Consider the following 25,153-nt stretch of genomic DNA (forward strand, 5'->3'; position numbering starts at 1 on the left):
CGAGCGTCATGCAACATGACTTGCGACGGCTCCATGGTTTGAATCGGGCAAAACTAGGCTTTATGATGATTTTCGGCCTGTTCGGCAAAAAAAACGGTAACCGGCGCATCGTCGAAAAGCAGTATGCGACCCTGACAAAGGCGGCGCGCCATCCCTATCTCTATGAAGCGCTTGACGTTCCTGACACGGTCATAGGCCGTTTCGAGATGCTGTCGGCGATGCTGATCCTCTACTTCCGGCGAACGCGCGCAAGCGCCACCTCCGGCCAGGAGATCGCCCAGGAGATCGTCGACGCCTTCTTCGAGGACGTCGATCATTCGATTCGCGAGCTGGGCGTCGGCGATGTCGGCGTGCCCAAGCGCATGAAGAAATTCGCCGGCATGTTCTACGGCCGGCTGGAATCCTACGCGGCGGCGCTCGATAGCGGCGACCGCGCGGCGCTGGCGACGGCGCTGGCGCGGAACATTCACCCGGAGGCCGGCGACGCCGCCCCGACGATGGAGGCGCTGGCCGGGTATCTCTTCATTGCCGAAAAGGCGATGGCGGATGTCGGGGAAAGCGAGATAGAGACCGGCGCGCTCTGGGTGGCGGAGCCGGGTCCGCAGGGATACGCCGCCTGAAGGCGGCTGGAAGGCAGACGATGAAGAAAGACGACGACACGCCGTTCTCCTATCCGGTCAAGGTCGGGCATATCTCGGCCAATCCGGTCGAGGTGACGATCAGCGCGGATGCCGCGGAGCGGGCGGGGCTGGCGAAGCTCTGGTCCATCCTGGAGGTGAAGGCGCTGACCGCGACCTTCGAGGTGCGCCGCTGGAAGCGCGACGGCGTGCGGCTCAAGGGCCGTGTGAGCGCCGATATCGTGCAAACCTGCGTGGTGACGCTCGATCCGGTGGAAAGCCATATCGACGAGCCGGTCGAGGTGGTCTTCGTGCCGGAAGGCTCCAAGCTGGCGCGGCTGCCGCTGGCGAGCGAGAGCGGCGAAATGCTGCTCGACCCTGATGGCCCCGACGCGCCGGAAATCTTCACCGGCGACAGCATCGATGCCGGGGAAGTTGCCGCCGAGCATGTGGCGCTCGCCATCGATCCCTATCCGCGCAAGGCCGATACCGGCTTTGCCGGTCATATCGAGAGCACGGACAAGGACGACCGCAAACCCTCGCCCTTCGCGGTTCTGAAGGACTGGAAAAAAGACTGAACGGCCCGGCAAGCGCCCGATAATTCAGTTGTACACCCGGCGAAAAGCGGTATTTTGGCCGAATTCCGCTAGAGCGGCCCTCGTGCCGCCGGGACAAGAAAATACGGCCAAGAAGGTAGGCAAGACTCGCGTGGTCAGAATTTCCGTCGACGTCATGGGTGGCGATTTCGGTCCGAAGGTCGCCATCCCCGGCGCAGCCAAGGCCCTCGAGCGCCATCCCGAAATCCGCTTCGTTCTCTTTGGCAATGCCGCTGAATGCGAGCCGCTTCTGGCGCAGCATCCGAAGCTGAAGGCCGCAAGCACCTTCCATCATTGCGACGTCGCCGTCGCCATGGACGAGAAGCCGAGCCAGGCGCTGCGGCGCGGCCGCGGCAAATCCTCCATGTGGCAGTCCATCGACGCCGTGGCGAAGGGGCAGGCCGATGTCGCCGTCTCCGCCGGCAATACCGGCGCGCTGATGGCCATGTCGAAGTTCTGCCTGCGTATGATGGCCAATATCGAGCGCCCGGCGATTGCCGGCATCTGGCCGACGCTGAAGGGCGAGAGCATCGTGCTCGATATCGGTGCGACCATCGGCGCCGACGCCAACCAGCTCTTCGACTTCGCGCTGATGGGCGGCGCCATGGCGCGCGCCCTGTTCGAGATCGACAGGCCGACGCTGGGCCTGCTCAATGTCGGCGTCGAGGAGATCAAGGGCCAGGAAGAGGTCAAGGCCGCCGGCCAGCTCATCCGCGAGGCCAATTTCGACACGATTGACTATTACGGCTTCGTCGAGGGCGACGATATCGGTCGCGGCACGGTGGACGTCGTGGTGACGGAAGGTTTTGCGGGCAATATCGCATTGAAGGCGGCGGAGGGCACGGCCCGTCAGATCGCCGAATATCTGCGTGCGGCCATGTCGCGCACCCTGCTCGCCAAGCTCGGCTATCTCCTCGCCAAGGGCGCGTTCGACCGGGTGCGCGAGAAGATGGACCCGCGCAAGGTCAATGGCGGCGTGTTCCTCGGCCTCAACGGCATCGTCATCAAGAGCCACGGTGGCACGGACGCCGAGGGCTTCGCCGCAGCGGTCGATGTCGGCTACGACATGGTCCGCAACGGCCTCAAGGACAAGATCGAAAACGATTTGCAGAAGTATCACGCGGGCCGGCCTGTCGAAGGCGCCCAGGGCGTGAACGACGGGGTATAGAATGATTCGTTCAGTGGTCCGCGGTTTCGGAACGGCGCTTCCGAAACGGGTAGTCACCAATGCCGAAATGGAAAGCATGGTCGACACGTCCGATGAATGGATCGTGCAGCGCACCGGCATCCGCCAGCGCTACATCGCCGGCGAGGGCGAGACCACCGCTTCGCTCGGCGAGGCGGCCGCGCGTGCGGCGCTCGACCGGGCGGGCCTCACCGCCGCCGATATCGACCTTATCGTCGTCGCCACCTCGACGCCCGACAACACCTTCCCGGCGACCGCCGTCAATATCCAGAACCGCCTCGGCATGCATCACGGCTTCGCCTTCGACCTGCAGGCGGTCTGTTCCGGTTTCGTCTATGCGGTGACGACGGCGGATGCCTATATCCGTGGCGGCCTCGCAAAGCGCGCTCTCGTCATCGGCTCGGAAACCTTCTCGCGCATCCTCGACTGGACGGACCGCACGACCTGCGTGCTCTTCGGCGACGGCGCGGGCGCCATCGTGCTGGAAGCGCAGGAAAGCCGGGGCGACACCACGGACCGCGGCGTGCTGACGACGCAGCTCCGCTCCGACGGCGCGCACCGCGACAAGCTCTATGTCGACGGCGGCCCCTCCACCACGGGCACGGTCGGCCATCTGCGCATGGAGGGCCGCGAGGTCTTCAAGCATGCGGTCGGCATGATCACCGACGTCATCGTCTCAGCCTTCGACGCGACCGGCTTCACCGCCGAGGATATCGACTGGCTGGTGCCGCACCAGGCCAACAAGCGCATCATCGACGGCTCGGCCAAGAAGCTCGGCATTCCGCTGGAGAAGGTCGTCATCACCGTCGACCAGCACGGCAACACCTCCGCCGCGTCGATCCCGCTGGCGCTCGCCGCGGCGGCCGCGGACGGCCGCATCAAGGAAGGCGACCTCGTGCTTCTCGAAGCCATGGGCGGCGGTTTCACCTGGGGCGCGGTGCTGCTGCGCTGGTAGGGCGGAGCTGCTTCCACGGGGCCGCTTGACCCGAGGGGGCAAGGACAATACTCTTCCGCCACTAACCATACGCTTTCAATAGGAAATCGGTGAGGAACGATGAGCGGCAAGACGGTGACACGCGCAGATTTGGCCGAATCGGTTTTCCGGAAGGTCGGCCTTTCCAGAACCGAATCGGCGGAACTCGTCGAAACCGTGATCGACGAGATCTGCAACGCCATCGTGCGGGGCGAGAGTGTGAAGCTCTCCTCCTTCGCCACCTTCCAGGTGCGTGACAAGAACGAGCGCATCGGCCGCAACCCCAAGACCGGCGAGGAAGTGCCGATCTCGCCGCGCCGCGTGATGACCTTCAAGGCGTCGAATGTGCTGAAGCAGCGGGTGCTGAAGTCGCATCTTTCCCGCAAGGCGAAGCAGAAGCCGGCTTCGCCCGCTTCCTGACGGCCTGCGGCCGGGCGCGGCAACCTCTTCGCGAAAGGGGAGGCCGGCGCTACCCGGCCGCCGCCGGATTTTGCGGTTTTTCGGCCGATTGGCGCGCCGCGTACGATTTGAAACTTGAATATCGCCCGGCAAGCCGCTGAAATGAATGCGATTCGGCAGCGCCCTCGGCGTGCGCCCCTATGAGCTTTCATCGAGGATAGAATGGACAAGAGTCCGGACGCTTTCCGCACCATCAGCGAGGTCGCCGACGACCTCGACCTGCCGCAGCATGTCCTGCGCTTCTGGGAAACGCGCTTCACGCAGATCAAGCCGATGAAGCGCGGCGGCGGGCGGCGCTATTACCGGCCCGAGGATGTGGACCTGCTGAAAGGCATCCGCCACCTGCTCTACGATCACGGCTATACGATCAAGGGCGTCCAGAAGCTGCTCAAGGTCAACGGCAACAGGTTCGTGGCGGCGATCGCCAGCGGCGACCTTGCCACCGTCGAGGCCCTTGCCGCCGCCAGCCACGAGGACCCGACGCCGCCGAAGGCCGGCAGCGACGAGGACCAGATCGTCGGTCGCGCCAAGGCCCCCGCCAGCCGCCGCTTCTTCTCCTTTGTCGGCGGCAGCGACGAGGCGCCGGAAATCTCGCTCGGCAAGACGAGCGTCGGCAAGGAGGATCGCGCTCTGCTCCAGGAAGCGCTCTACGACCTCCTCGAATGCAAGCGCCTGCTCGATCAGGTGCGATAGCCCGCCTCGCAATCCCCATACGAAAAAGCCCCGCCGATGGCGGGGCAAACAGGCGTCACGCTTGGCTCTTGTGACGCGGGGGAGTGTTCGCAAATGACAAGCGAACGACAGCACTCTACGACTTTCGTCTAATGCGCGGGAAGGTCTGATTCGGCGAATCCGGTACGGCTGTGCAAAGAAATATCGGGAAATGCATTCGCGCGTCCGTTGCGGCGGGCGTGATGTGGGGGAGCGCTGTGACCCCGCGCTGGAAATCCGGGATTATTGTAGCGCGCAAAATCAAATGGCGCGGCGCGCAAATTCAAGTGGCAGCAATTTTATCGCCGCTGCCCTATGAGAAGGCCAACGGCTAGCGATCAAGAAAAATGAATTCCGGGACGGGTACAAACAGATCGTCCCCCTTGTCGTCGAATGACAATCCGCAGAGATATTGCGACGACTGCTTGGTGGCTAGGAAACCGGGCGTCTCGCCGCCGCCGAGATTGTAGTGAAGTGTGTGGCCTCTCAGAATTCCAGCTCCTGATGCGTAGCTGGGGCCAACCTGCGGCTCGTCAGAATACTTAAGGGACAAGTGGACGTCCGCCTTCCAGCCCCGAGCTAGCCGGTGCGGGGCGGTCTCTTGGCGGATATCCACTCGCGCCTCGGTGACGTCGCTCCAGAATTCATCCCCAAGTGGCCGGCAATTTCGGCGAAAGATTTCCAACGCAACCATCGCGTCAGCCTCTGAGTAACCCTCAGCATCGATCTCTATCCGCACTTCCCCTCCCAGCGCAGGAAGGCCTGTGCAAACGAGAACCGCCAACGCCGCTATGGTCCCGGTAACGATCTTCTTCATCTAGCCACCTCATAGTTGAATGCCGTCGCGGCGATGCCTGTCTTCGATACCGCCGCCGACCATATTCTGTCTAGCAGTGCACGAGCGAGCTGACGCCACCGAGGCTCAAGTGCCACCTCTCGTGATAATGACCTCACGCACGGTTTTGCTCCGCCCTTTTCCAGCGATGGAATAGGTGCAATCGACTTCCTCGATCTCGAACTCTTTGAAGGTCTCGTAAACGCCCGGTGTGGCGTTCAGAGACAGGATGAACTGGCTTCGAAGGGTCTTCAAAGTTGAGGCCATGTCGGCGAATTCAGCCCGACTGAAGACGTCCGAGCCGTAATCCTCTTCGTTCCCCCAGTATGGTGGGTCCAGATAGAAGAGCATCCCCGGCCGATCGTACCGCTCGATAAAAGTTCGCCAAGACAGGCATTCAATGACGACGCCGGCAAGGCGTTCGTGGATGTCTTCCAAGAGCGGGGCAAGCTTCAGAAGGTTGAACCGTGCGCCGCGCGCCTTGTCGACGCCGAAATTGCGCCCCGAAACCTTCCCCCCGAATGCCAGACGCTGCAGATAGAGGAACCGCGCTGCGCGTTCGAGGTCGGTCAACGTCGTTGGGTCCGTCCTCTGCAGCCGTTCATATTCGCGCCGGCTCGTGATCTGGAACCGAAGAACCTCCATGAACTGCGGGTAGTGCCGCTGAAGGATGCGGAACAGGTTCGCCACGTCCCCACTGATATCGTTGATCGCCTCCATGCTGGGCTGCATGGTCCGGCGCAGGAAGACGCCGCCCATGCCAACGAAAGGCTCCGCATAGCCATCATGCGGCATGGCGTTGATCTTCTTGATGATCGCCTTCGAGAGCACGCGCTTGCCGCCGATATAGGGAGCGGCGGGGGAAACCGGAGCGACCGGCTGCAAATTCACCATATCAAATAACCCACGACTCAGTCACATGTGCCGCCTCGGCTCTGCCGAGGTCGGATGCGACGGTTGTGCTCACTGCTGTCAGGCGGGTTGGACGCCAATCTAGGCCCGCCTCGGGGACACGTCCCCGGCATCCGTCAACCTGTCTTCGTTCGCGCCGCAAATTCCGGCGTCATCAACCACCCTCCGCTCTCGTCAAATGTGAATTCGTGGGTGATGGTCTGCGCGACCATGTTCAGCCCCGCCCATCCCCCGAAGCCGATCAGTTCGATAGGCGCGCCGGCCATGGCCTGCTCGTCGCCTTCGACGGTGATGTTCCCGTCGATCGTCGCGCGGGCGAGGTCGAGCGCCTCGGCCTTGCTGCGCTGCTTCGCCTCGCCGGGCGACGGTGCTGGATGAAGGGCGAGGAAGCGGGCGTCCTGGCCGAGGCCCCGTGCGGCCTCCAGCCGGGAAAAGCCCCGGTCCTCATCGAAGTAACTCGCCTGCACCTCGCCATACTCCGGGCGGCCTTCGGTCGAGAGACCGCAAGATGTCACGTCGTCGGCCGAGATCGTGAGCGTCGGGATCGTCGTGCCGCCTGCCGTCTCGCCGCTGTTCTTCATGGTGATGAGCCAGCGGCCGTTCGCGGGCTTAACCGTCGCACCCAGCTCGTCCGCAAACGCCTGGGCGAACCCCATGGCCGATTGCTGGTGGCGGAGACGGTACGGGATGGCGATGTCGTCGATCGAGGGATGCACGGTGGCGCGCTTGCCGACGCCGGTGGCAAGCTTGCGGAAGATGTCGCCGGCCGTCGTCTCCTCGAAATGCTCCATATCTGCCGCCTTGTCGGCATCAACGAAGTCGGCCGACCGGCATGTGACCGTCATTACCCAGCCGCTTTCGGGATCGAAGTTCAAGCTGGCGTTCTGGAAGGTGAAGAGACCGGCATCCTTCAGCGCCGACGCGTCCCATCCATAGAGGAGACGATACTTCGTGCCCTTGGCCGGCGGTGCCTGTAAAGGCGGCGCAACGGAGAAATCGATCTCCAGCTCGTCGGCCTCGCCGCCCTCGCAGTCGGTGAAGCGGACGGCCATGACGGCGCTGCCCCAGCCGGGAAGGAGGTCGGTGCCGGAGGTGCCGATAATCTGAACGACGGGCTTGCGCATGATTACTCCCAGGCGAGCACGAAGCGCTTGGCGGCGGTCTTCGGCGTGAACGCGGCCGGCAGGCGGACCACGGTTTCGGCCGGCACGATCGCGGCGGTCATCATTGCCGCAAGGCCGGGATTTGCCTCCAGCAGCGCCTCCACGGTGCCCCGGTTCTCTGTCTGCATGAGCTTGCGCGCGATCCGGTCGATCCGTTCGCCGCCAAGCGGGACGGGATAGGTCATCCGAGCAGGCCTCCGAGATTGATGATGTTCAGCCCACCGCCGAGCGCGGCCGAGGGCGGCAGCAGCAGGAGGCCGAGGGACACGTCCACCTTTCGGCCGACGCCGTCGAACGGGTGAAGGCGCTCCTCGTCGGTGTCGACCGTCTCGATGACGCAGAGGCCGTTGACGTCGCCCAGGTAATTGCCGCGCAGCCGAACATAGGGAACGACGGACTGGGCGCGATGGTGCGCCTTCAAGATGGCATAGGCATCGAGGCCGCCGACGACGTGCGGGAATGTCACGGCCTCAAGGGTGATGCGCTCGGGATCGACGCCCGTTTTCTGAACGCGGAAACCGGACTGCACCGAATGCACAGGAAAGCGCGCGGTCGAGGAATAGCTGATGCGCTGCGGGTTGAGGCCAACCGTGTAGAGGATCGCGCCGCCGATCGAGATAAGCGCGCCATAGGGCTTCAAGGCGCTCATGCCAGCCTCCGGCCGGTATCATAGAGGGTCCGCGCCTGCGCCTTCTGGATCTCGCGCCGACTTTGCCGTGCGGCATGCATCGAATTCGGCGAAACGATCGTCTGGTTGAACCTGTTGGAGGTCGGCGAGACGGACGTATGCTGCTGGCCCGTCGTCGCGGCCGCGCCACCACCAACCGGTGGAATAAAGTTCGGCTGGATCGTCGGCTGGGCCGTGAAGTTCAGCAAGCGCTGCATCTCCGCCGCTTTCTCGGCCGAGAGCGCGACGGCGCGGTCCAACTCGCTGCCGAGCTTCTCGTTGTAGCTCTGCATGGCTTGGCTGGCGGCGGGTGAAAGGTCGCCGCCGAGCTTCTGTTCCACGCTCTTGAGCTTGGGAATGGGGATTGCCCCTGTGCTCTTGCCGAGCGCCCCGCCATCGCCGCCCTGTGCGCGCTGCACCTCGTCGAGGTACATTTCGAGGTTCTTGATTTCCAGGCTGAGATTATCGCGCTGCGATTGAAGGAGATCGGGGCCGTCACCCTTGGCCCGGGGCAAGTCGGCCATGGCCTTAAACCGCGCCGCTATTTCCGCCTTGATCGCCGCCGGGTCCTCGCCGAGCAAGCCCTGGCGGCGCTCTACGGCATCCTCTTGCCGCCGATAGTCCGGGTTCACCGTACCTACGAACCATTCCCGGAATGGTTCCGTGAGCCAGTCCCACTTCTCGCCGATCTTCAGGCCGGTGGCTTCAAGCGCCGCGCCTCGCCGGTTGGCTTTTTCCTTCGGTGTCTTGCGGAGGAACTCGTAGTCCTCGTCCAGGTTCCCCGTACTGTTGTTCATGATCTGCGACAGGAAGTCGTCGTACATTTTCCGGTTGTTGAGGAGCGGTGCGAGCGCCAGCTTCGCTTGCTGGTCTCCGAACAGTTCGTTGACCTCGAACTCGTTGCCGCCGGTCAGCCGCATGATCTCGTCCATTACGGCTGTCAGGTAAGGCTTCCCGGTCGCGTCGGCCTGCTTCTTGACCTGTTCGAGATCGACGCCTTTTTCCTTGAAGTTTTTGACGGTGTCCTGGGATGTCAGCTTGCCGAGCAGGTTGCGAAGGTTGTTCGCCGCCTCGTCCTCGCTGCCCGCCGTTGTCCTAACGACCTGCGAGAGCGCGACCAGTTCGCCCCATCCAGCAAGCCCCTGTCGGCCCGTTCCTGCCATCATGGCACCGAGCGCCGGAAAATTCTTCGCCATAGCGCCGAGGTTGAAGCCGCCGAGCTTGCCGCCCTTGGCCATCATGTCGAGCGCGGCGGGGACTTCGCTGTCTTTCACGCCGAGGTTCTGCTTGGCGGCGATAATGGCGGTAGCGATGGTCTCGCCGCTGGTGTCGCCCGACACGGCTGCCTTCAGCGTCGGGTCAAGGATGTTCTCCTGCGAACCGAGATCGATGCCGACCGCTGCATAGGCATTGCGCGCCTGGTTGACGCTTCCCTGCTGCAAACCATAGCGCAGGGCTAGCTTTTCGTTCGAGGAGCCGATGCTGGCGACCGCTTCGGGCGTGCGCATCTCGGCCGTCACGGCGACGGAAGCCACCTCTCGGTTCAAATCCCGAAAGCGGCCGGTCAGCTCTTCCAGGCCGCGAATGATGTTATCGGCCGAGGCGAACGCCATAAGCCCGGCAAACGCCCCCGAAGCCGTTGCGCCGATGAGGCCGACCGTGCTGTTGAGCCTGCCGGCAGAGGTGTTCATCCGATCGAACTTTCCGGCATCCGCCCGGTTGATCTCCCGGAGCTTGTGGCCGAGACCGTCGAGATCGCGCTTGGCCTTAACGCCGGCCGTGCCGAGCGCCTTGATCTCCTTCTCGGCCTTGCTCGTGGAAATCTGGTTGAGCTTGCGGGCCTGCCGGTCGAGATCGCGGACCGGCATTTCCGCCCGCTTGGCCTCGCGGCCGACATCGCGAATGTTCTTGCCGAGCTTGTCGGCTCCGCCCGCAGAACCGAGCTTCTGCGCTTCACCGCGCAAGTCCTTCAGGTCGCGCTCTACGACCTTGGCTTCCCGCGAAAACTGGTTTTGAAGGCGAAGGCGAAGGGCGACGTCCAAGGTCACGGCGATGTTCCTGCCTGGCTGGCGGCCCGCGGGACAAGCAGGCCGAAGGTTTCTCGGTGGATCATCCGGGCCTCCTCGTGCCAGAGCAGGATGTCATCCCACCACATGTCCATGACGGCCGGGAGCGGCGTATGGAGATAGGAGGAAACCCGGGCGACATAGGCCCGCCAGCTCCTCAGCTCTCCTGCGGCTCGGGTTCCGGCCGGAGTGAGCGGGGCAAAAAATCGTAGCACGCGTCGGTGACCGCGTCGCCGTCCTCGTCGATAAGGCCCCGCAGCACATCCACCGGAAGCCGGGTCATCTCGGCGTAAATCTCGAAGGTCGAGAAACTGCCGGTGCGGGCGCGCTTGATGAAACGGTCGATGTCGCCGATACGGAGCCTGCGCACAGTGATGGTGGAGACGGTGACCCCGTCGCGCATGAAGGGGTGCTGAAGCGTCAACTCCTTCATATGCGTGCTGCCCAGGAACTGAAGCTCGGCGATCGGCTCGCTGCCTTCCGCCACCACCGTGTCCTGATGCGCGGTCGGCGCTGCCGCCGGCTTGCGGCCGGAATTGTCCAGTGCCTCCCACTGGTCAACAGGCGGTAGCGGTATTTCCTCGACCTTGGCGGCGAGCGGATTACCTTTCTCCTGCACCGTCTCGATCTGCATGGTCTGCTGGTCGTTCGAAACCATTTTGAAACCTCCTCAAAGCAGAGCCAGCCATTGGACACGGCCGGCGAAGAAGCATCCGCAACCACGCTCGATCAGGCGCGGATCATGCGGTTATGCTCAGCGGTATAATTGACACCCTCGATAATCAGGGTGTTGTTCTGGACATCGAACTTGTGGACGGTCTGGCCGTCCATGATGTCGTGGTAGAGCACGATTGACGACCAGATGAGCCGGGTCTTCCCACTCGACTTCTGCCCCTTCACGCCCGCCTGGGCGTACTCATTGAGCAGCCCCTTCAGAAATACGACGCGACCGAGGTTCTGCGCCGCGCCGTTGGCGGCCTCCCCAGTCGAGTTCGACGGGAAGACATTCAGCAGGTTCTCGTAGTACGAGACCGTCGTCCAGTCGCCGGGTTCGCGGCCGAACCGGGCCTTGAGGTCCTTGTGGACCCCTTCCACCGTCATCTCGGCGGTGAGCGGCTGCACTTCGGCCGGTAGCTCGAACGAAAACCACCCACCGCCCATGACGAGCTGCATCATCTCGCGGCGGAGCACCGGCAGAGTGGTTTCATCGGCGCGCAGGCGCTGGTTGATCTCGCCGCAGTACCAGTTGGCACCTCTGATCAGGCCATCCATGAGAATTCTCCTTTAGGCGGTGACGCGGACGTTCGACAGGCCGAGCTGCGAGAGCGCCGAGGCGATCGCGGCCTTAAGCACGTCAAAGGCTTCCGGCATGGCTTCGTCATAGAGTTGCAGATCGACGAGGTCGGGCGTTTCGGCCCAGCGCATCTTCGTGCGCAGGCCGCCGGCCTCCAGCAAGGTTGCCGGGTTCATGGCCTTCGACCAGATCAGCTCGTAGTCGATGAGCGCGCCGAGGGTTACGAGATCGCCCAGGAACTGGTCTGCCGCCCGATAGATGAGCGAGACGACGTGGCCGGTGATGTCCTCGGACATGTACTGGCGCAGCGGCCGCAGCATCGCCTTCTCGACGGCGCGGCGGGTGCGGATTTTCTTGATGGACCGCCAGCTCTTCACGGTCGGGTCCGTTGCCGTGGTGAAGGGCGCCCACAGCAGATTGCCCTCGATGATGCTGCCGACGCCCGCCTGGGCGAGCAGGTTCGCCTCGGAGCTGACATCGCCATCGGTGTAGCCGACCGGGACGGACGGCGCGAGGACGCCCTGCAGCGGGCGGTTCCAGAATGCCTTGTAGGGGCCGCCGGTCTCCTTGTCGCGGCGGACCATGGCGGCGGCGACGTTGGCCGAGATCGGCCGCGTGACGTTGCCTGCGCCGAGGTTCACCACGCCGGCCGGATACATGGCGACGACGTTGAGGGCGGTCGCGAAGTCCTCGGCCCATTCGATGGCGGCTTCCACGGACGAGGACGGCGTATCGGCGATGACGATGCAGTCGATGATGCGGTCTGAGATCGTGCGGGCCGTTGCGGCGACGGCATTGGTCGCGCCACCGATGCGGTGCGCCATATAGCCGGGCGCGATGATGCAGCCGGGTTCGATCTTGATGTGGCTCTTGGCGTCGAGCAGCGCCCACAGACCCGTCTTGGACCCGGCGCTGCCGACGATGGCGTTGATTTCCGCATCCAGCTTTGCGGCCGGATCGGTCAGGATCGAATGCTGGGAGCGGACGAAGGCGAGATCGGTGACGATGCCCTCCGTCAGGAACTGGTCGATGGTGTCGCGGGCGATACCTTCGCCGAGCTTCTCGACCTGCTCGGGATCGTCGATCGACAGGCGCACCGGCTCGTCGAGCGGGAAAACGGTATTGTCGGCAGCGGGTGCCGGCAGGCAGACGCCGACGACGGTGCTGTTGCGCGTGTCGATCTTGGCGACGGTGCTGCGCAGGTTCGAAAACCCGCGTACGCCGACGAAGTCCGTGGTGCCTGACATTGGTCGTCCCTGCTGAATGGTTCAAAGCTGGGGCGACGTTAGGCGTGGGCGGAATAGAAAAAGGGCTGACAGTTGTCAGCCCTTGACCGCTAAGTCCGCTTCTGCGGTGGAAGATGCGCGCAACGACGTCGAAAATCAACCCGACGCGGACAGACCTCAGGTTATCAGGTTGGCCGAGCGCCAGACGTCATCCATGTAGGCCGACGAGAAGCCCTTCATCGCAGCGAAGTAATCGACGAACCAGTTGGTGCGCAGGAAGGTCGTCGCGCCGCAGAGGGCCATGCGCGCTTGCCATTCGATATCCTCGTCGAGAATGGCAGATACCAGGGCCTCGAATTCTGCGGGTAACGTTTTGGACGTAATCGCAGCTAGGGCTTCCTCCCGGGTGATCAGCTCACGGTTTGCCAGTTCCTGGAAGAACTGACAGTGTGAGATTTCGTCGGGGACCGGCTCGGGCGATGCGGCAGGAGGCGAAAACACGCCATCGCTGAACAGGTAGCCCGGCTGCACCTCGTCGGGGACTGCGACATAGCCGCCGGGCGGGTTGCCGGTGAGGTCGAGCTGTACCACGACGCCGTTTTCGATGAGTACGTGAGGCATATCAGTCGACCCTCTCGATGATCACGTCGGAAAAAATACTTGGCCGGGTGTTAACGCCGTTCGATGCCCCCAACCCACCCGTGGCGTATGAGCTATGGGTGTACAGAGCAAGCTCAATCACCGTGGTTGTCGCGAGCTGAATTCGCCCTTTAACGGTAGCATTTACGGCCGCATAATCGCCTGACGCGATGCTATAGAGCTGTGGCCCGTCAAGCAGATACGATCCGCCAGCCTCACGGATGCTAAGCTGACCGAAGCCACTCCTAAAGAACTGCGACGTCGCATTGATGTCATACACTCCAGGAGGCAGTGTTATCTGGTTTGCGGCGAGACTGGCACCAGCGATCCCATTGACTACGACGGTGTTGAGTGTGCGGACCTGAACACCAGTAACAGACGAACCGCCAGCCGCACCAGCGGCTTTCTGATCACGGACATGCAGCACGCGTGCATCGCGCGCTGCGCCCTGCTGCCACGTTCGCAGCGACGTCATCAGCTTGGTGTTATCCAGTCCGGCTTCTGCGGTCAGCTTGTCAGCTATGGCGGTAAGAAGCGCCGAGAGATCTGCCATGCCGTCGATGACGATGTTAGAGAACGCCCGAATTGTGATGACGACGATGCCGGCTTTGACACGGCTCTCATTGTTGTTAACGCGAGCGCCCGGCGACAGCCCGCTGTCAAAGGATATCTTATCGACGGGACGTGCTGTCCCGGTGCTCGATCCCCCATGGTTCGGGAGCGTAGATGGCCCGCGCGTGAAGGCTCCCGCACCAGCGACTACAAAGCTGGCGCCCGCCGTGTCGGTGGCCCTCACGTCGAAAGACCCCGTAATGCGCTGCATCGCATCTTCCTGCGTCGTACCCGCCGCGCCAGCGAGCGGACCGGCCATGCGCAAAACACGGTCGGTGTAATTCGGCAAAACATTCGTGCCGAGATAGTCGTACAGTTGCGGATAAAGCTCCTCGTTAAAGACCGAGCCGTCGCAGACAAGGTTCGTGAGCGGAACCTCGTTGATCGGAAAGATTTCGAGCGTGCCGACCGATACGCCGCGCTTCTGGATTTCAGCCATGAGGTCATCGTTGAGGACCTCCAGCCCTTCCGCTACCTCGGCGCGCGTCGGTCGATCGGTGAGCGCTGCCGCAAGGCCGGTCACCTCGGCTATCAGATGCGGGTGGACGCCCAGCGCCGCCAGGGCCGACGACGGTACGTACAGGCCGCCGCTCGATTTGACGAGCACGTAGTTCGTCGGCGCGCCGGCGGCCCCTTCGACGTCGGTCAGATCATCGAGCGCAAACTGGCGATCGCTCGACATCTTGGCATTGAGCGCGTCGATGAGGCCGGTGATGGTGCTCATCGCCTGATCGTGCTCGGCCGGCGCTTTCTGCGCGACGAGCTGCGCCAGGGCGTGCAGGAAGGCATCGACCATATCCCAGGCCATAGCCAGGGCGTCGAATTCCTCGTCGATATTCCGAGACGGCACGCGGGTGCGGTTCGGTTTTGGAAGGCCAAGGTGGGTGGTTGTGTCTGCCATGTCTCGGCTCCTCAGAATACGGCGGCGCTGTAATGGCCGGCGACGAGGCGTGAGGCGGGGCCGCCTGTGCCGGTCAGCTTCAGGCGGCAGGTCGTGCCGGTCTGGCCCGTCAGCTCGTGCTTGCGATCCACCCACAGCGGGAAGGCCAGTTGCTCATTCTCGGCCACCGGCATGGCGACGAAGGGGCCGTCGTCGATCGACAGGCCGACCGCGATCGTGGAGCCACCCGGCAGGTAAGCCTTGAAGTAGTTCGCGATGCGCACCGCCTCGCCCAGGGCAAAGGCACGGGTGACGTAGGTGAACTCCTCGTGGATGTGCCCGGCGACCAGATCGACGGGCGCATAAAGGATGGGCGAGAGCTTCGAAGTGCCTTTGAGGATCGCCCGGAGCTGCACCGTCTCGGTGATGTATTCGGTGAGCTGCAGCACCTGGAACGGGGCCAGCCGGTATTTCGTGCCGTTGGTCCGCTCGATCTCGAACTCCACCGAGCATCCGGCGGCCGGGATCTCGACGGCCGCGCGCACCTGAATGTCCGAGCAGTCTACTAAATCGAAGCTCCCCAGCTCGACGACCTTCGTGGTCACCGGGTAGTTCGCGACGACGATACGGAAGGCAAGCGCCTCGTCCTGGTGCGCGGTGTAGGTTTCGGCGTTGACCGAAGAGAAACGTGCGCTGGTCGTATAGGGGTGGCTCGCGATCTTCTGCTGAAGCTCCTGGTCGAACCCGCCCAGCTTGGCGATCGAGACTGAGTGATCCGCATCGTCGGTCTTGATGACGAAGGCCTGAAGGAATTGCGGGCCTGTGGTGACGGGCAGCGTGTAGCGGGCCGCTTTCCAGCCGATGACCGCGCCGACCATGGGCAGGATCGCTTCCGCCTGGATGTCGGTCGTCGGATAGCCGTTGTTCATCGTGACCTGATTGACGACGATGTGCTTGGCCTCATCGCCGATGTGGCAAAGATGGAAATCGACGCCCATGACCTGCCGGGTCTCGGGCAAGGCGAAGCCCTGCGCCTGCGGGTCCAGGCCACGCGAGCCGTCAGCGCCGCTGCCACGCCCGCCACCGCCCATCGCGACCGTACGTGCCCGCGTCCAGGTTAAAACTGTCGTGACGAGCCGCATGGTCCGCGTCGTGACGGTGCCCTGTCCGGCAAAGAGAGCCGTCGCGTCCGTCCCGCCCATTCCCTTGGCGGCAACGATCTTGGAGCCGGCCGTGACGTTCGGCGGGATGACGAAGCTGCCGCTGAGTTCCCCCGTGCCGTCGGCGGTGTGAACGCCGGCCGGCTTGACGTCGACGCTATCGAAGGTCAGTTCGTCGAGGATCTCGCCGGGCGCGAAACCCGAGATCGTGAAAGAGACAGGGATCTGGCGCAGGAATTCGATCATCTCCGTACGCGTATCGACCAGCTCGGAAGAGGTCGTTGCGGTGCGGAGCGGCCCGCTGTCCGTCCTCGTGCCACGGTTGAACTCCTGCGTGCGCGCGGATGTCCATGTGTCGCGGGTCTCCGTCCAGAAGTCCACCGGCGGCACGAGCTTCAGCGCTCCGGGCAGGAACGTGAAGTTCTGGTACGGATTGATCTTCTCGCAGAAGCTCTTCAGCGGCTGTGAGACGATGACCTCCTCGACGGGATCGAGCATCACCGGGCCGGTCAATGTCGTGGTGAAGAAGGTCGGGTCGATCGCAAGCTGCACCATGCCGTCGAAGATCGCGCCGGACTGGGCAAGACCCGCATCGCGGTAGGTGTCGTCGATGAAGGGATCGACGAAGATGCCCTTCTTCGCCACCGGCTCCCGGCTGTCGATGGACTGCTGGATGCGCTCCAGGCCCATGAGGCGCTGCATATCGAGGAAGGCGAACTTCAGTCGGGCGATCTCGGACTGCGGGTTGAAGACCACGCCGTCGTTCTTCCCATCGATGACGATGCGCGGCGGCCCCATCCAGTCGTTGTGCACCTGGCAGAGCTTCAGGGCGTTGTCGGGCGCTGCCGGCGGCAGGCCGTTGGCGCGGGCCGAGATACCCTTGATGTAAAGCGGCGCGCCGTCCTCGGCGAGGCAAAGGCGGTCGATGCGCGGGAGCTTGGACGTGTATGCCAGGATAGCAGCGCCGCCGTCTGCGCCACCGGCGACGGTGATCGCCGTATCGGTGCGGGCGGTTGGCTCGACGAGGTCGAGGTAGCGGAAGGTGACGGGATAGGTCGCCCCGGCAAGTGGTTCCCCGCCGGCAAGGCCCCAGTTCACCGTGTTCGCGGTCAGGGTATAGTCCACGTCCTTGGTGAAGCCGGCGATGCCGACGATGCTGGTAACGCCGGTTTTCGGGAGGCCGTCCTGCCCGTTCGCGATCGGGCCGCGCGTGACGTTGACGGTGATTTCCTTGGTCAGCAGGATCGAGTTGACGACGCCGATCGGTGCGAAGTCCACCTCGAATGTGTGGCTGGCGCCACCGGGATAGATATGCGTCTCGCCGGGGATGATCATCTCGTCCCAGTCTTCCGGCTCTTCATGGCGCAGGGCGGCAAGACGCGAGCGCTTATAACCGTAGATATTGGCCTCGCCTTCGCTGATCGAAAAAATCTGCTTGCCGGCATTGGTGGCGAGATAGGTCACGCGGCAGCCGTGGACGATGTAGTTGCCGTTTGGCCGGTCCTGGTCCGCGATCGCCGCCATGACCGGTGCAAAGAGGTTCGGGCCTTGCTCGTCCAGGATCACGCCGTCCTGGAGGATGTAGACCGTGAAGAACAGGCCCGGCTCGTCGGCGTCCTTGTTCGCCCAGGTGGCGCTGCGGATCTCGCGCGCCGCGCCGCCTTCCCCTTCCGAGATCGGGCCGGGCACCAGACCCACGAGGGACGCATCCTGCTCGTGGGTGACGTAGTCGGTAAGCAGGCGGATGCCGACCTCGACGCGGCCGACCATGGAGACGCCGGCAAGCACGCGGGCCGGTACCTCCCATATATCGCCATCGGCATAAACGCGGCCGACCTCGATCGTTACAGTGCCGGCATCGATGTCGACGAAGGCAGCGCCACGGTCGATCCGGTCGCCATCATTCACGATGATATGGCCGAGCCGCTTCAGCGCGTTGCGCTGGATGGTCTGGATCTCGTTGAGTTCAGTCGTCTGGATGAACGGCTCCTCGCCATAGAACACGAGCGCCTGATAGTCGGGGCGATCCTGGGCGCGGTCGAAAGCGTCGGGCAGGCCGGAAGGGTGTTCAAAGGCCATTTTAGAACCTCACAAGGAATTTGAAGCGCTCGCGAACGGTGGCGCGGAGCGGCAGGGAAATCGGGGTTTCGGCAAAAGGTGCGCCGGCCGTCACCTCCTCGGGCTTCAGCCAGAGGCGGCCGGGAGGGATGCCAGCGGCAAGGGTGACGCCTGCCATCAGGGCGACCGACCGGGCTTCGACACCATCGGCATCGCGGAAGCCGGTCATTGCCTCGATGTAGGCCGTCTGCCCAGCCGGCGCTGGAGACCAGGACTGGCCGGCGATCCGATAGCGGCCGTCAAGGACCTGTGTGACGGCATGGCAGGCACGGCAGCGGCGATAGCCGATGACGACGCCGGCAGCGTCCTGCAGGCGGGCATAGATCGGCCGGGCGATGAACCAGGCCGCCATCAGTGCCCGGCGCTGGGCCGCGGGGCTTGCCGCCCAGGGGAAGGTTGCCGTCACCCACGGATAGGTCATCGACACCCACGGCAGACCGCCTTCCTCCGGTTCCTCGATCCAGTTGCCGATTGCCAGTCCCTCGGCTTCGGTCAGCGTGTGGTCGATCTCCATCGTGCGACCGAAGGACCAGAGCGTTCCGCCGTCCTTGAGGCGGATGCCGCTCTCGCGGTCGAGGAGGCTTTGGTTGAGGCGGGACGCGTTGCCGATCAGCGGGCCGACGTCGTACTGGTGGACGCCACGGCGCAGGTCCGAGCGCTTCGGCCCGGACAGGCGCGTGACGCCCTCGATGCGCTCCAGCAGCGGGCGATCGTTCGCCGGCAGCGCCGGGAACCGAAGCTGAAAGGAGTTCCACCAGACGCGGCCGTGCCATGCCGGCTCGGCCGTGGCGGTGATGCCGAGGAAGGCAAGGCCGCGCGCGATTGCGTCATAGGTTCCGCGCACCCGCATCCAGCGCACGCCTCGACCGTCGAGCAGCTCATAGACGTTATCGACATATGGCGTGAGCATCCCCAGGCCATCCTCGAATACGAGGAACGGCAACACGTCCGGAGCGGGCGAAATCCGTTTTCCGGTCCATATACCCGGGGTCGCTGCCCGCAGCTCGGCCCAGCGCGCGAGCCTGGTTTCCTCAAGCACCCGTTCGTAGATGTCGGTGGAAGACGCGGGAAGCAGCGAGGTCAATAGGCTCTCCCCTTCAGGACAAGGTTGATGCTGCCGATGGAGATGGCTTCGGTCGGCTGGGCGACGACGTCGGCGGAGGTAGCGGGCACCGCCTTGTGCACGCCCGGGATCATCAGCTTCGAGATCCACCACGCGGCCACGAGGTCGCGGCCAAGGCCCTGTTCGGTAGCCCACGCGGCGCGCAGGTTCGAAGCGGCGCGGGCAACGGTGGCCTCCTCGGCATCGGGCAGCAGCCAGATATCGGCGGCAAGGTTGGCGACCTTGCGAATGGCCGGCTGCACGATGACGGTGTCGTTCATCACCTGGGCGGCCGGTGCGGTGACGGCCGCGCGAACGGCATTGAGAAGCCCGGCGCTGGCGACGCCGTCCGCCTCCGATGAGAATATCGCGATGTAGATAACGGGGCTGCGCCCGATCCGATAAGGCTCCGCCCATTTCACCCGAAGGTCGGCCGACATGGCGAGGAACTGGTAGCGCTCCTGCGGGCCGGCCGTGGAGCGTCCCATGATGCCGAGGAGGATGCGCACCAGGAAGCGATCGTCATCCTCGCCGGGCATGCGCAGAACGGGCACGCTCGCCGCGAGATGGTCGAGGTTCCCGCGCCGCGCGAAATACAGGAACGTCGAGCGGAAGGTGTCGTTGATCTCGGCCCGCAGCAGCATCTCGCGGGTGCTTTCGGCCTGGTTGTCGATTGCAAACGGATCGCTGTCCAGCATCTCGACGCTATAGGCCGGCAGGTCCGGGAACTGCGCGCGTGCGACGGCCCACTTCGCAAGGAACGTCTGCTTCTGGCGCTCGACGATGGCTTCATAGTCGAGTTCGCGGATGACGGCCGGCTTCGGAAGGGCGGAAAGGTCGATGGTCATGCGACCCCCAGTGCAACGGGCGTGGTGGCGCGCAGGCCGAGGTCGACAGCGAGGTCGTAGTTTCCGAAACGGCCTTCCGGGAAATAGAGGCCGCCGTGGCGAATGCCGAGCCGACCGCCGTCCGTCATCGTGACGAGCTGCAACTGGCCGAGCAGGTATTCCGGCTCCCAGAGCGCCGCGCTCGCCACCATCTCATTATAGAGAAGGAGCGCGATCGACGGTGTGAGGTCTTCGGAAAGCAACGAGCGAAGATCCGCGCCGAAGGTCAGGCGCATGACGCGGGCACCGATCCGGGTGTGCCAGATCTTGCCGAGAGACTGGGCAAGGTGCGCCGGGCCGGTGAGCAGCTTGCCCGTCCGTGCATTGATTCCGACGCGATAGCGGATTTCACCGGCCATGCTTCAAAGCCTCTTCAAACGGTCTCGGCGTCTGCGGCGGTCTGCTCGTCGCTGCCGGGGACCGACGGCGGTGCAATGTGAAGGGCGAGCAGCTCGCCGCGCGCCTCGTCCTCGGTGAGGCGGAGCGTATCGCCCGGCTTCACGCGGCGGCCGGCGACGCGCGAGGGCGCACGATCTGTCACCGTGTATTCGATACGCCCGTCGCCGGCCTCGGCCGGGTCTGCCGCGTCCTTCAACACCAGCGGCGTGACCTCCGGGAGTTTCGGCAGGGGCGCGTCGCGCAGCGTATCGACGGCGGCGGAAAGCTCTTGCTTGGCTGATTTTGCCATGGGGGTCTCCTTCAGCGGGGCGGCTTGCCGGAAAGGGCACCGCCGGGTTCAACATCTTCGTGGACATGGTCCTTGCCGATCTGGACGTCGTCGTGAAACACGCCGCCGCCCAAGGTCTGCCAGCCGGCCGCATCGAGGACGGCCGTGCAGCCACCGGCGCGGAACACGAGCTGGTCGCCCTTCATCTCGATCCGGGTCTGCCCGCGGGCGAACATGGAAAGGTCGCTCGCCTTCGACGGCGCGGCGTGATCCTGGTCGAAGGTCGCCGGGATGGCGATCGAGCCAGCGCCGACCGTGCCAGACAGCGAGATCAGCATCATCTGCTCGTCCCCGCCCGGCTCGCTGTGGATAGAGAGCTGGCCGACGCCGGCTTCCTGCCACCGTGTCCAGGGACCGAGCACGTCTTCGCCCTTCGAATTCTTGCCGAGCTTCAACCGCAGCCGGCGGCGTTCCGGATCGACCGGGCCGACCTTGCCGGGGATCAGCATCATGGACATGCGCCGCTCGGCCGCTTCCATGCGGGCGAGCTGGCGGCGAAGTTCCAGGGCGACCGGATCACGCATCCTCATCGGCCTCCCGTTCGGCCGGGATCCACGGAGCCAGCTCGTCGATCATGTCGGCATCGGGATAGACGATCGCGCCGAGCTGCTCGTCGTAGCGGCCGGCATGCGGCGGCATAAAGCCGGTGCCCAGCGCCGGCACGATCTGCGTCCAGGTGACGGTGTAGTAGGCCACGCCCTGGGCGGCATCGCGGATCGTGAAGAGCGGCTTCAGTTCTGCCGGCGGCGTGGTCTCGGGTGGCAGAACGCCCGACCGGCCCCACAGGCTCGTTTCGAGATCCGCTAGGATTTCGAGGAGCCGGCCGCCGATCGCAAGGCCCACGGCCTCCTTTTCGACCCGGCGCGCGCCGACCACCTTGGCCTCGGCGACGATGTAGGCGACCCATTCGACGACAAGGTAGAACATGCCTTCCGCGTGCTGGCCGGTCTTCACCTTGCTCCAGCCAAGGCCGATGCCGGGGGCGTTCACCACAGTCCTGGAGATCAGCTCGGATACGTCGACCTTGCCCGGATGCGGCACGACGGTCACGCCCGGGTTGAGCAGCTTCAGGCTGGAAACGATTGCCGCCTGCAGGGGAGCAAGCGGGTCGGTTTCGAGCAATTCGGCGAAGGGTTTCGGATCGATCATGGCAGCACCCCGAAGAAGTCCGTCACGGCGTCGACGATCTCGCGGGCGTTCTCGTCGGAAATGCCGACGAACGGACGGGCCGGGATATCCACCTTCTTGGAGCGAATGGTTTTGCCGCCGAGCTGGAAGACGAGCGCTTCCGCCGACTTCGGTACGATCGTCATGCCCTCCTGGTGGACGTGCGCCCATTCCCATGCGGCTCCCCACTGCGCTTCGCTGGCTGAGGCAAAGGAGGCGACGGAGGCGAGCAGATGCTGGCCGGTCTGCATGAGGATGGACGTGTCCTGCGAGTTCGGCTTCCAGGGCGTGCCGTCCGGCGCGGTCTTCTCCTCGGCGATGCGGCGGCGGGTCTGGTTCTCGCCGATGGCGGCAATGTTCGTCATCAGCTCGGACGGTTCGAAGTCGAACCAGCGCCGAAGCTTCAGGCGGGCATCGTCCAGATCGGAGGCGTCGAGCGTGATGCCGAAGCTCATATCCGGCCGAGCCTTTCCCTGGTGAACATGCGTACCGGAGCCTCAACGACGACTTCGTTCTGACCGACGCCGCCGGCATCGCCGCCGGTTCCCGAACTACCACCCGTCGTCGTCAGCGCCCCCTTGCCGGCCGCGATGGCCTCCAGGCGCTTGATGGCCGTGTCGTGCCGTTCCTTGATCGTCTCGGAAGAGCGGCTGAACGCGAGCGCGATGCGGTAAAAGGCGATGTCCATGCAGTAGACGCGCAGCACCGCAAGGCTGTCTTCGTCCAGGCTGGCAAGATCGGAGGAGGAATAGCGGGCCGCGAGGATCGCGCGGATCTCCGTCGAGGCGTCGGTGATGCCGGCCACGATCCGCACATCGTCACGCAAGCCCGTCCGCTCATCGGCCGCGACGAGCGTGAGCTGCTCGTTGTGACGGGCTTCGAGATCGGCGATGGTGGCGTAGACGGCCATGGTTACGCCTCGTCGCCGTCGAGCTGGACGCGCCCGGGCTTGAAGACGGCCCGGTTGATCGCCATGAAACCCTGCTCGATGTGGGAGCGCCCGATGGCAAGCCAGCGCTGATCGACCTCGGACGAGGCGGTGTACTGGTCGAGAAGTCGAAGGATGGCTTCCTCAACCTTCTTGTTCTCGTTGACGACGGCGATCTTCTCCTCGCTCTGGGCGTGGTAGCCGGCGATGGGAAGCCCCTTATGCTCGGACATGGCGATGACCTTTCAAAAGAGATGCGGGCTTCGCCGCTTGTGTTGTGCCGCTGTTGTGGTGCCCCTGTCGGGCTTCTGCTGCACCAGGGCTACGGGCGATGGGCGACAGGCTTCAGATGTCGACCGGCCCTCGCGGCGCTCCCGTCGAAATCTCAGTCATCCTCGACCGGGCGCTCTTCGAAGCGGCTATCGATCTTCAGCAGCGGGTCGGCGCGCAGCCGCTCCAGCACGTCCGTGCGTTCATCATTGTCCGCGCCGAGTTCTTCCCAGCGCAGATCGACCGGGACCGGGCCGAAGCCGAACCCGGCACGGCGACGCGGCCCGCCGGGGGCGGAGACCACCAAAACCTGTTCCGCCGCGATCATCTGCATGGTCTCGCCGCCGTCTTCGCCCGGCGCTCCGGTTTCGCCGCCTTCCGTGGAACCCTTGTGCTCATGGGCCTGGAAAGCCGCGCCGGCATCGTTCTGCAAGGTCTCGCCGGCCGAGCCGCCGGTTGCCTGATCGTTGGTTGCGACCTTTTCGGCCGGGGTGGACTGTTTTGCCATGTTGGTCTCCTTGGTTTCCGAGCAAGCACGCGGATTGGTGCTTGCCGGGAAACCGCCGGCGGCGGGAGGAGGAGAAGCCGCCGGCGATCCTGCGGCCGTGCGCAACGGCCGCTCCGCGGATCAGTCGAGAAGCGGAAGCTCCATGGTCTGGACGAGATTGCGCAGCGTGTTGGACGAGCCGCCGATCGTTTCGGACAACAGGAGTTCCCTCGCCTTGAAGACGTTGCTGCTGCCGACGAGCAGATGCGTGGGCTTGATGTTGAGCTTGCGTCCCTCGTCGTCGGTAAGCGCCGACATGGCCTGCCAGGCTGCCTTGAGGTTCGTCGCATCCAGCGCCACGGTCGCGCCGTAGGCCATCTGCCAGAAGCCGAAGCCGACTGCCCCGCGCACATCTGCGCCATAGACATATTCGTCGTTCATGAAGACGTGGTCCGACGACTTCGGGTCTTCCTTGTTGACGAAGCTGGGTTCGCCGACCTTCTGGTAGATCCACGGCTTCAGCGGCTTGGAGAGGTCGGCCAGGATCCAGAGATTGGAACCACCAGCGGCATAGTTCGAAACCGACGTCACCGCGCCGGGCTTGCCAACGGGATGATCGGTATCGAAGAAGTTATTGCCGTCGAAGCAGGGCAACGACGCGCCGGACGTGACCAGCTCCATCGTGGTTTCGTCGGGATGCAGGGCGACGGAATTGCCGAGCATCTCGAAACGCGGCCGGTAGACACCGAGCCGGTCGTAGAAGATGTCGTCGGCGCTGACCGAAACCGTCAACTCGAACTTCCGGTTCTTGATGGAATAGGCCTTTTCCGTGAGGCCGTGGATGTGGCGTGCGCCGATCCATTCGCGCATTTTGGGGATCGACCCCAGCCAGCCGTAAAGCTCTTCCGGCGCATCAGAATTGATCACCGTGGCCAGCGACTGGTAGATGGCGGCAGTGGAGGTCAGGCCGAGCTGGAAGGCGGTCTTGAAGCCGCGCCTTGCCGCATCGAGCTTTTCCGCTGTGAGAACGCGGGACATAAGTGGTCCTTTCTGGTTGAGGTCAGTAGCCGACGCGCACGAAGACGCCGGCAGCGTCGATTGCGATCACCTTGCCGGCGACCGAGCGGGTGTTGGTGCCGTTGGTCTTGGCAACGGTCTGGTCATCGACAACAAAGCAGTCCTTGCTGATGTCGCCGGCCGTGACCGCATCGGCCCCCTGGTTAAAGAGGCGGAAGGTGCCGCGCTTGCAGGGCACCGTGACGGAGCCGTCCGCGCCGGTGTTCTTCACGGTCTTGAGGGCGAACCCGACTGCCGTCAGATTGGTCGCGGTCTTGCCGGGGACAGCAAGGCCCCCTTCCATCACGACAAGCGCGCCCTGGTGGATCGTCACCCCACCCTTGACGGGCGGATCGGAATAGTCGGGCGCGATCTCTACGAGCTGGCGCCCTTCACTCATTGCGGTCATGATCGT

General features: G+C 64.2%; 30 protein-coding genes. 6 read left to right on the plus strand and 24 right to left on the minus strand.

Translation table 11 applies throughout. The features are described from left to right. Positions 1–65: 65 nt before the first annotated feature. From K8M09_RS05635 to K8M09_RS05660, 6 genes are all read left to right on the plus strand, one after another. Positions 66–620 (plus strand): ubiquinol-cytochrome C chaperone family protein, encoded by a 555-nt coding sequence (locus K8M09_RS05635; protein WP_160785014.1) that lies wholly within the window; start codon positions 66–68, stop codon positions 618–620. A gap of 20 nt (positions 621–640) precedes the next feature. Further along, positions 641–1,195 carry a YceD family protein gene (locus K8M09_RS05640; protein ID WP_160784868.1) on the plus strand — a complete coding sequence of 185 codons (555 nt, stop codon included), beginning with the start codon at positions 641–643 and terminating at the stop codon, positions 1,193–1,195. Between the two features lie 130 nt (positions 1,196–1,325). Continuing rightward, positions 1,326–2,381: a phosphate acyltransferase PlsX gene (plsX, locus tag K8M09_RS05645; protein WP_160784867.1), complete on the plus strand. Its 1,056-nt coding sequence runs from the start codon at positions 1,326–1,328 to the stop codon at positions 2,379–2,381. Position 2,382: 1 nt separating this feature from the next. After that, a complete protein-coding gene (locus K8M09_RS05650; protein WP_160784866.1) occupies positions 2,383–3,354 on the plus strand; it encodes a beta-ketoacyl-ACP synthase III in 972 nt (323 codons plus the stop codon). 99 nt (positions 3,355–3,453) lie between these two features. Further along, positions 3,454–3,792, plus strand: a complete 339-nt coding sequence (locus K8M09_RS05655; protein ID WP_023513396.1) for an integration host factor subunit alpha — start codon at positions 3,454–3,456, stop codon at positions 3,790–3,792. A 201-nt stretch (positions 3,793–3,993) separates the two neighbouring features. Continuing rightward, positions 3,994–4,524, plus strand: a complete 531-nt coding sequence (locus K8M09_RS05660; RefSeq protein ID WP_160784865.1) for a MerR family transcriptional regulator — start codon at positions 3,994–3,996, stop codon at positions 4,522–4,524. Between the two features lie 349 nt (positions 4,525–4,873). On the opposite strand, the gene K8M09_RS05665 is transcribed toward K8M09_RS05660, so the two are convergent. The 24 genes from K8M09_RS05665 to K8M09_RS05780 all read right to left on the minus strand — a co-directional run bounded on the left by K8M09_RS05665 (position 4,874) and on the right by K8M09_RS05780 (position 25,147). Next, positions 4,874–5,359, minus strand: a complete 486-nt coding sequence (locus tag K8M09_RS05665) for a hypothetical protein (RefSeq protein ID WP_160784864.1) — start codon at positions 5,357–5,359, stop codon at positions 4,874–4,876. Positions 5,360–5,464: 105 nt separating this feature from the next. Further along, the gene (locus K8M09_RS05670; RefSeq protein ID WP_160784863.1) at positions 5,465–6,271 is read right to left on the minus strand and encodes a DNA adenine methylase; all 807 of its coding nucleotides are present in this window, start codon (positions 6,269–6,271) and stop codon (positions 5,465–5,467) included. A gap of 134 nt (positions 6,272–6,405) precedes the next feature. Next, complete coding sequence (locus tag K8M09_RS05675; RefSeq protein WP_160784862.1) at positions 6,406–7,413, minus strand: phage late control D family protein; 1,008 nt, start codon at positions 7,411–7,413, stop codon at positions 6,406–6,408. 2 nt (positions 7,414–7,415) lie between these two features. Further along, the gene (locus K8M09_RS05680; protein WP_160784861.1) at positions 7,416–7,637 is read right to left on the minus strand and encodes a tail protein X; all 222 of its coding nucleotides are present in this window, start codon (positions 7,635–7,637) and stop codon (positions 7,416–7,418) included. Then, complete coding sequence (locus K8M09_RS05685; protein ID WP_160784860.1) at positions 7,634–8,101, minus strand: phage tail protein; 468 nt, start codon at positions 8,099–8,101, stop codon at positions 7,634–7,636. The genes K8M09_RS05680 and K8M09_RS05685 overlap by 4 nt, the downstream gene beginning before the upstream one ends. Next, positions 8,098–9,987 carry a phage tail tape measure protein gene (locus K8M09_RS05690; RefSeq protein WP_160784859.1) on the minus strand — a complete coding sequence of 630 codons (1,890 nt, stop codon included), beginning with the start codon at positions 9,985–9,987 and terminating at the stop codon, positions 8,098–8,100. The genes K8M09_RS05685 and K8M09_RS05690 overlap by 4 nt, the downstream gene beginning before the upstream one ends. A gap of 355 nt (positions 9,988–10,342) precedes the next feature. Further along, positions 10,343–10,843 carry a phage tail assembly protein gene (locus K8M09_RS05695; protein ID WP_160784858.1) on the minus strand — a complete coding sequence of 167 codons (501 nt, stop codon included), beginning with the start codon at positions 10,841–10,843 and terminating at the stop codon, positions 10,343–10,345. Between the two features lie 71 nt (positions 10,844–10,914). Continuing rightward, positions 10,915–11,457, minus strand: coding sequence for a phage major tail tube protein (locus K8M09_RS05700; protein ID WP_160784857.1), 543 nt, complete (start codon positions 11,455–11,457; stop codon positions 10,915–10,917). 12 nt (positions 11,458–11,469) lie between these two features. After that, positions 11,470–12,726, minus strand: coding sequence for a phage tail sheath protein (locus tag K8M09_RS05705; protein ID WP_160784856.1), 1,257 nt, complete (start codon positions 12,724–12,726; stop codon positions 11,470–11,472). Between the two features lie 156 nt (positions 12,727–12,882). Continuing rightward, on the minus strand, positions 12,883–13,326 hold the full coding sequence (locus K8M09_RS05710; RefSeq protein WP_160784855.1) for a hypothetical protein: 444 nt from the start codon (positions 13,324–13,326) through the stop codon (positions 12,883–12,885). Position 13,327: 1 nt separating this feature from the next. Beyond that, positions 13,328–14,857 carry a phage tail protein gene (locus tag K8M09_RS05715; RefSeq protein WP_206366645.1) on the minus strand — a complete coding sequence of 510 codons (1,530 nt, stop codon included), beginning with the start codon at positions 14,855–14,857 and terminating at the stop codon, positions 13,328–13,330. Between the two features lie 11 nt (positions 14,858–14,868). Further along, positions 14,869–18,075, minus strand: a complete 3,207-nt coding sequence (locus K8M09_RS05720; protein WP_160784854.1) for a DUF4815 domain-containing protein — start codon at positions 18,073–18,075, stop codon at positions 14,869–14,871. 1 nt (position 18,076) lies between these two features. Continuing rightward, positions 18,077–19,024 carry a phage tail protein gene (locus K8M09_RS05725; RefSeq protein WP_160784853.1) on the minus strand — a complete coding sequence of 316 codons (948 nt, stop codon included), beginning with the start codon at positions 19,022–19,024 and terminating at the stop codon, positions 18,077–18,079. Between the two features lie 170 nt (positions 19,025–19,194). After that, positions 19,195–20,064, minus strand: a complete 870-nt coding sequence (locus K8M09_RS05730; RefSeq protein WP_160784852.1) for a baseplate J/gp47 family protein — start codon at positions 20,062–20,064, stop codon at positions 19,195–19,197. Further along, positions 20,061–20,462: a GPW/gp25 family protein gene (locus K8M09_RS05735; protein WP_160784851.1), complete on the minus strand. Its 402-nt coding sequence runs from the start codon at positions 20,460–20,462 to the stop codon at positions 20,061–20,063. Before K8M09_RS05735 ends, K8M09_RS05730 begins: the two co-directional genes overlap by 4 nt. 14 nt (positions 20,463–20,476) lie before the next feature. Continuing rightward, complete coding sequence (locus tag K8M09_RS05740; protein WP_160784850.1) at positions 20,477–20,791, minus strand: hypothetical protein; 315 nt, start codon at positions 20,789–20,791, stop codon at positions 20,477–20,479. Positions 20,792–20,802: 11 nt separating this feature from the next. After that, positions 20,803–21,354: a phage baseplate assembly protein V gene (locus tag K8M09_RS05745; protein WP_160784849.1), complete on the minus strand. Its 552-nt coding sequence runs from the start codon at positions 21,352–21,354 to the stop codon at positions 20,803–20,805. Then, positions 21,347–21,979 (minus strand): hypothetical protein, encoded by a 633-nt coding sequence (locus K8M09_RS05750; protein WP_160784848.1) that lies wholly within the window; start codon positions 21,977–21,979, stop codon positions 21,347–21,349. Before K8M09_RS05750 ends, K8M09_RS05745 begins: the two co-directional genes overlap by 8 nt. Further along, positions 21,976–22,452: a phage virion morphogenesis protein gene (locus tag K8M09_RS05755; RefSeq protein WP_160784847.1), complete on the minus strand. Its 477-nt coding sequence runs from the start codon at positions 22,450–22,452 to the stop codon at positions 21,976–21,978. Before K8M09_RS05755 ends, K8M09_RS05750 begins: the two co-directional genes overlap by 4 nt. After that, a complete protein-coding gene (locus K8M09_RS05760; protein WP_160784846.1) occupies positions 22,449–22,907 on the minus strand; it encodes a phage protein Gp36 family protein in 459 nt (152 codons plus the stop codon). The genes K8M09_RS05755 and K8M09_RS05760 overlap by 4 nt, the downstream gene beginning before the upstream one ends. 2 nt (positions 22,908–22,909) lie before the next feature. Continuing rightward, a complete protein-coding gene (locus K8M09_RS05765) occupies positions 22,910–23,158 on the minus strand; it encodes an Acb2/Tad1 domain-containing protein (protein ID WP_160784845.1) in 249 nt (82 codons plus the stop codon). A 152-nt stretch (positions 23,159–23,310) separates the two neighbouring features. Continuing rightward, the gene (locus K8M09_RS05770) at positions 23,311–23,703 is read right to left on the minus strand and encodes a hypothetical protein (protein ID WP_160784844.1); all 393 of its coding nucleotides are present in this window, start codon (positions 23,701–23,703) and stop codon (positions 23,311–23,313) included. A gap of 120 nt (positions 23,704–23,823) precedes the next feature. Next, the gene (locus tag K8M09_RS05775) at positions 23,824–24,720 is read right to left on the minus strand and encodes a Mu-like prophage major head subunit gpT family protein (protein WP_160784843.1); all 897 of its coding nucleotides are present in this window, start codon (positions 24,718–24,720) and stop codon (positions 23,824–23,826) included. Between the two features lie 22 nt (positions 24,721–24,742). Continuing rightward, the gene (locus K8M09_RS05780) at positions 24,743–25,147 is read right to left on the minus strand and encodes a hypothetical protein (RefSeq protein WP_206366644.1); all 405 of its coding nucleotides are present in this window, start codon (positions 25,145–25,147) and stop codon (positions 24,743–24,745) included. Positions 25,148–25,153: the final 6 nt, after the last annotated feature.

Source organism: Shinella zoogloeoides (assembly GCF_020883495.1).
Lineage (GTDB): Bacteria > Pseudomonadota > Alphaproteobacteria > Rhizobiales > Rhizobiaceae > Shinella > Shinella zoogloeoides.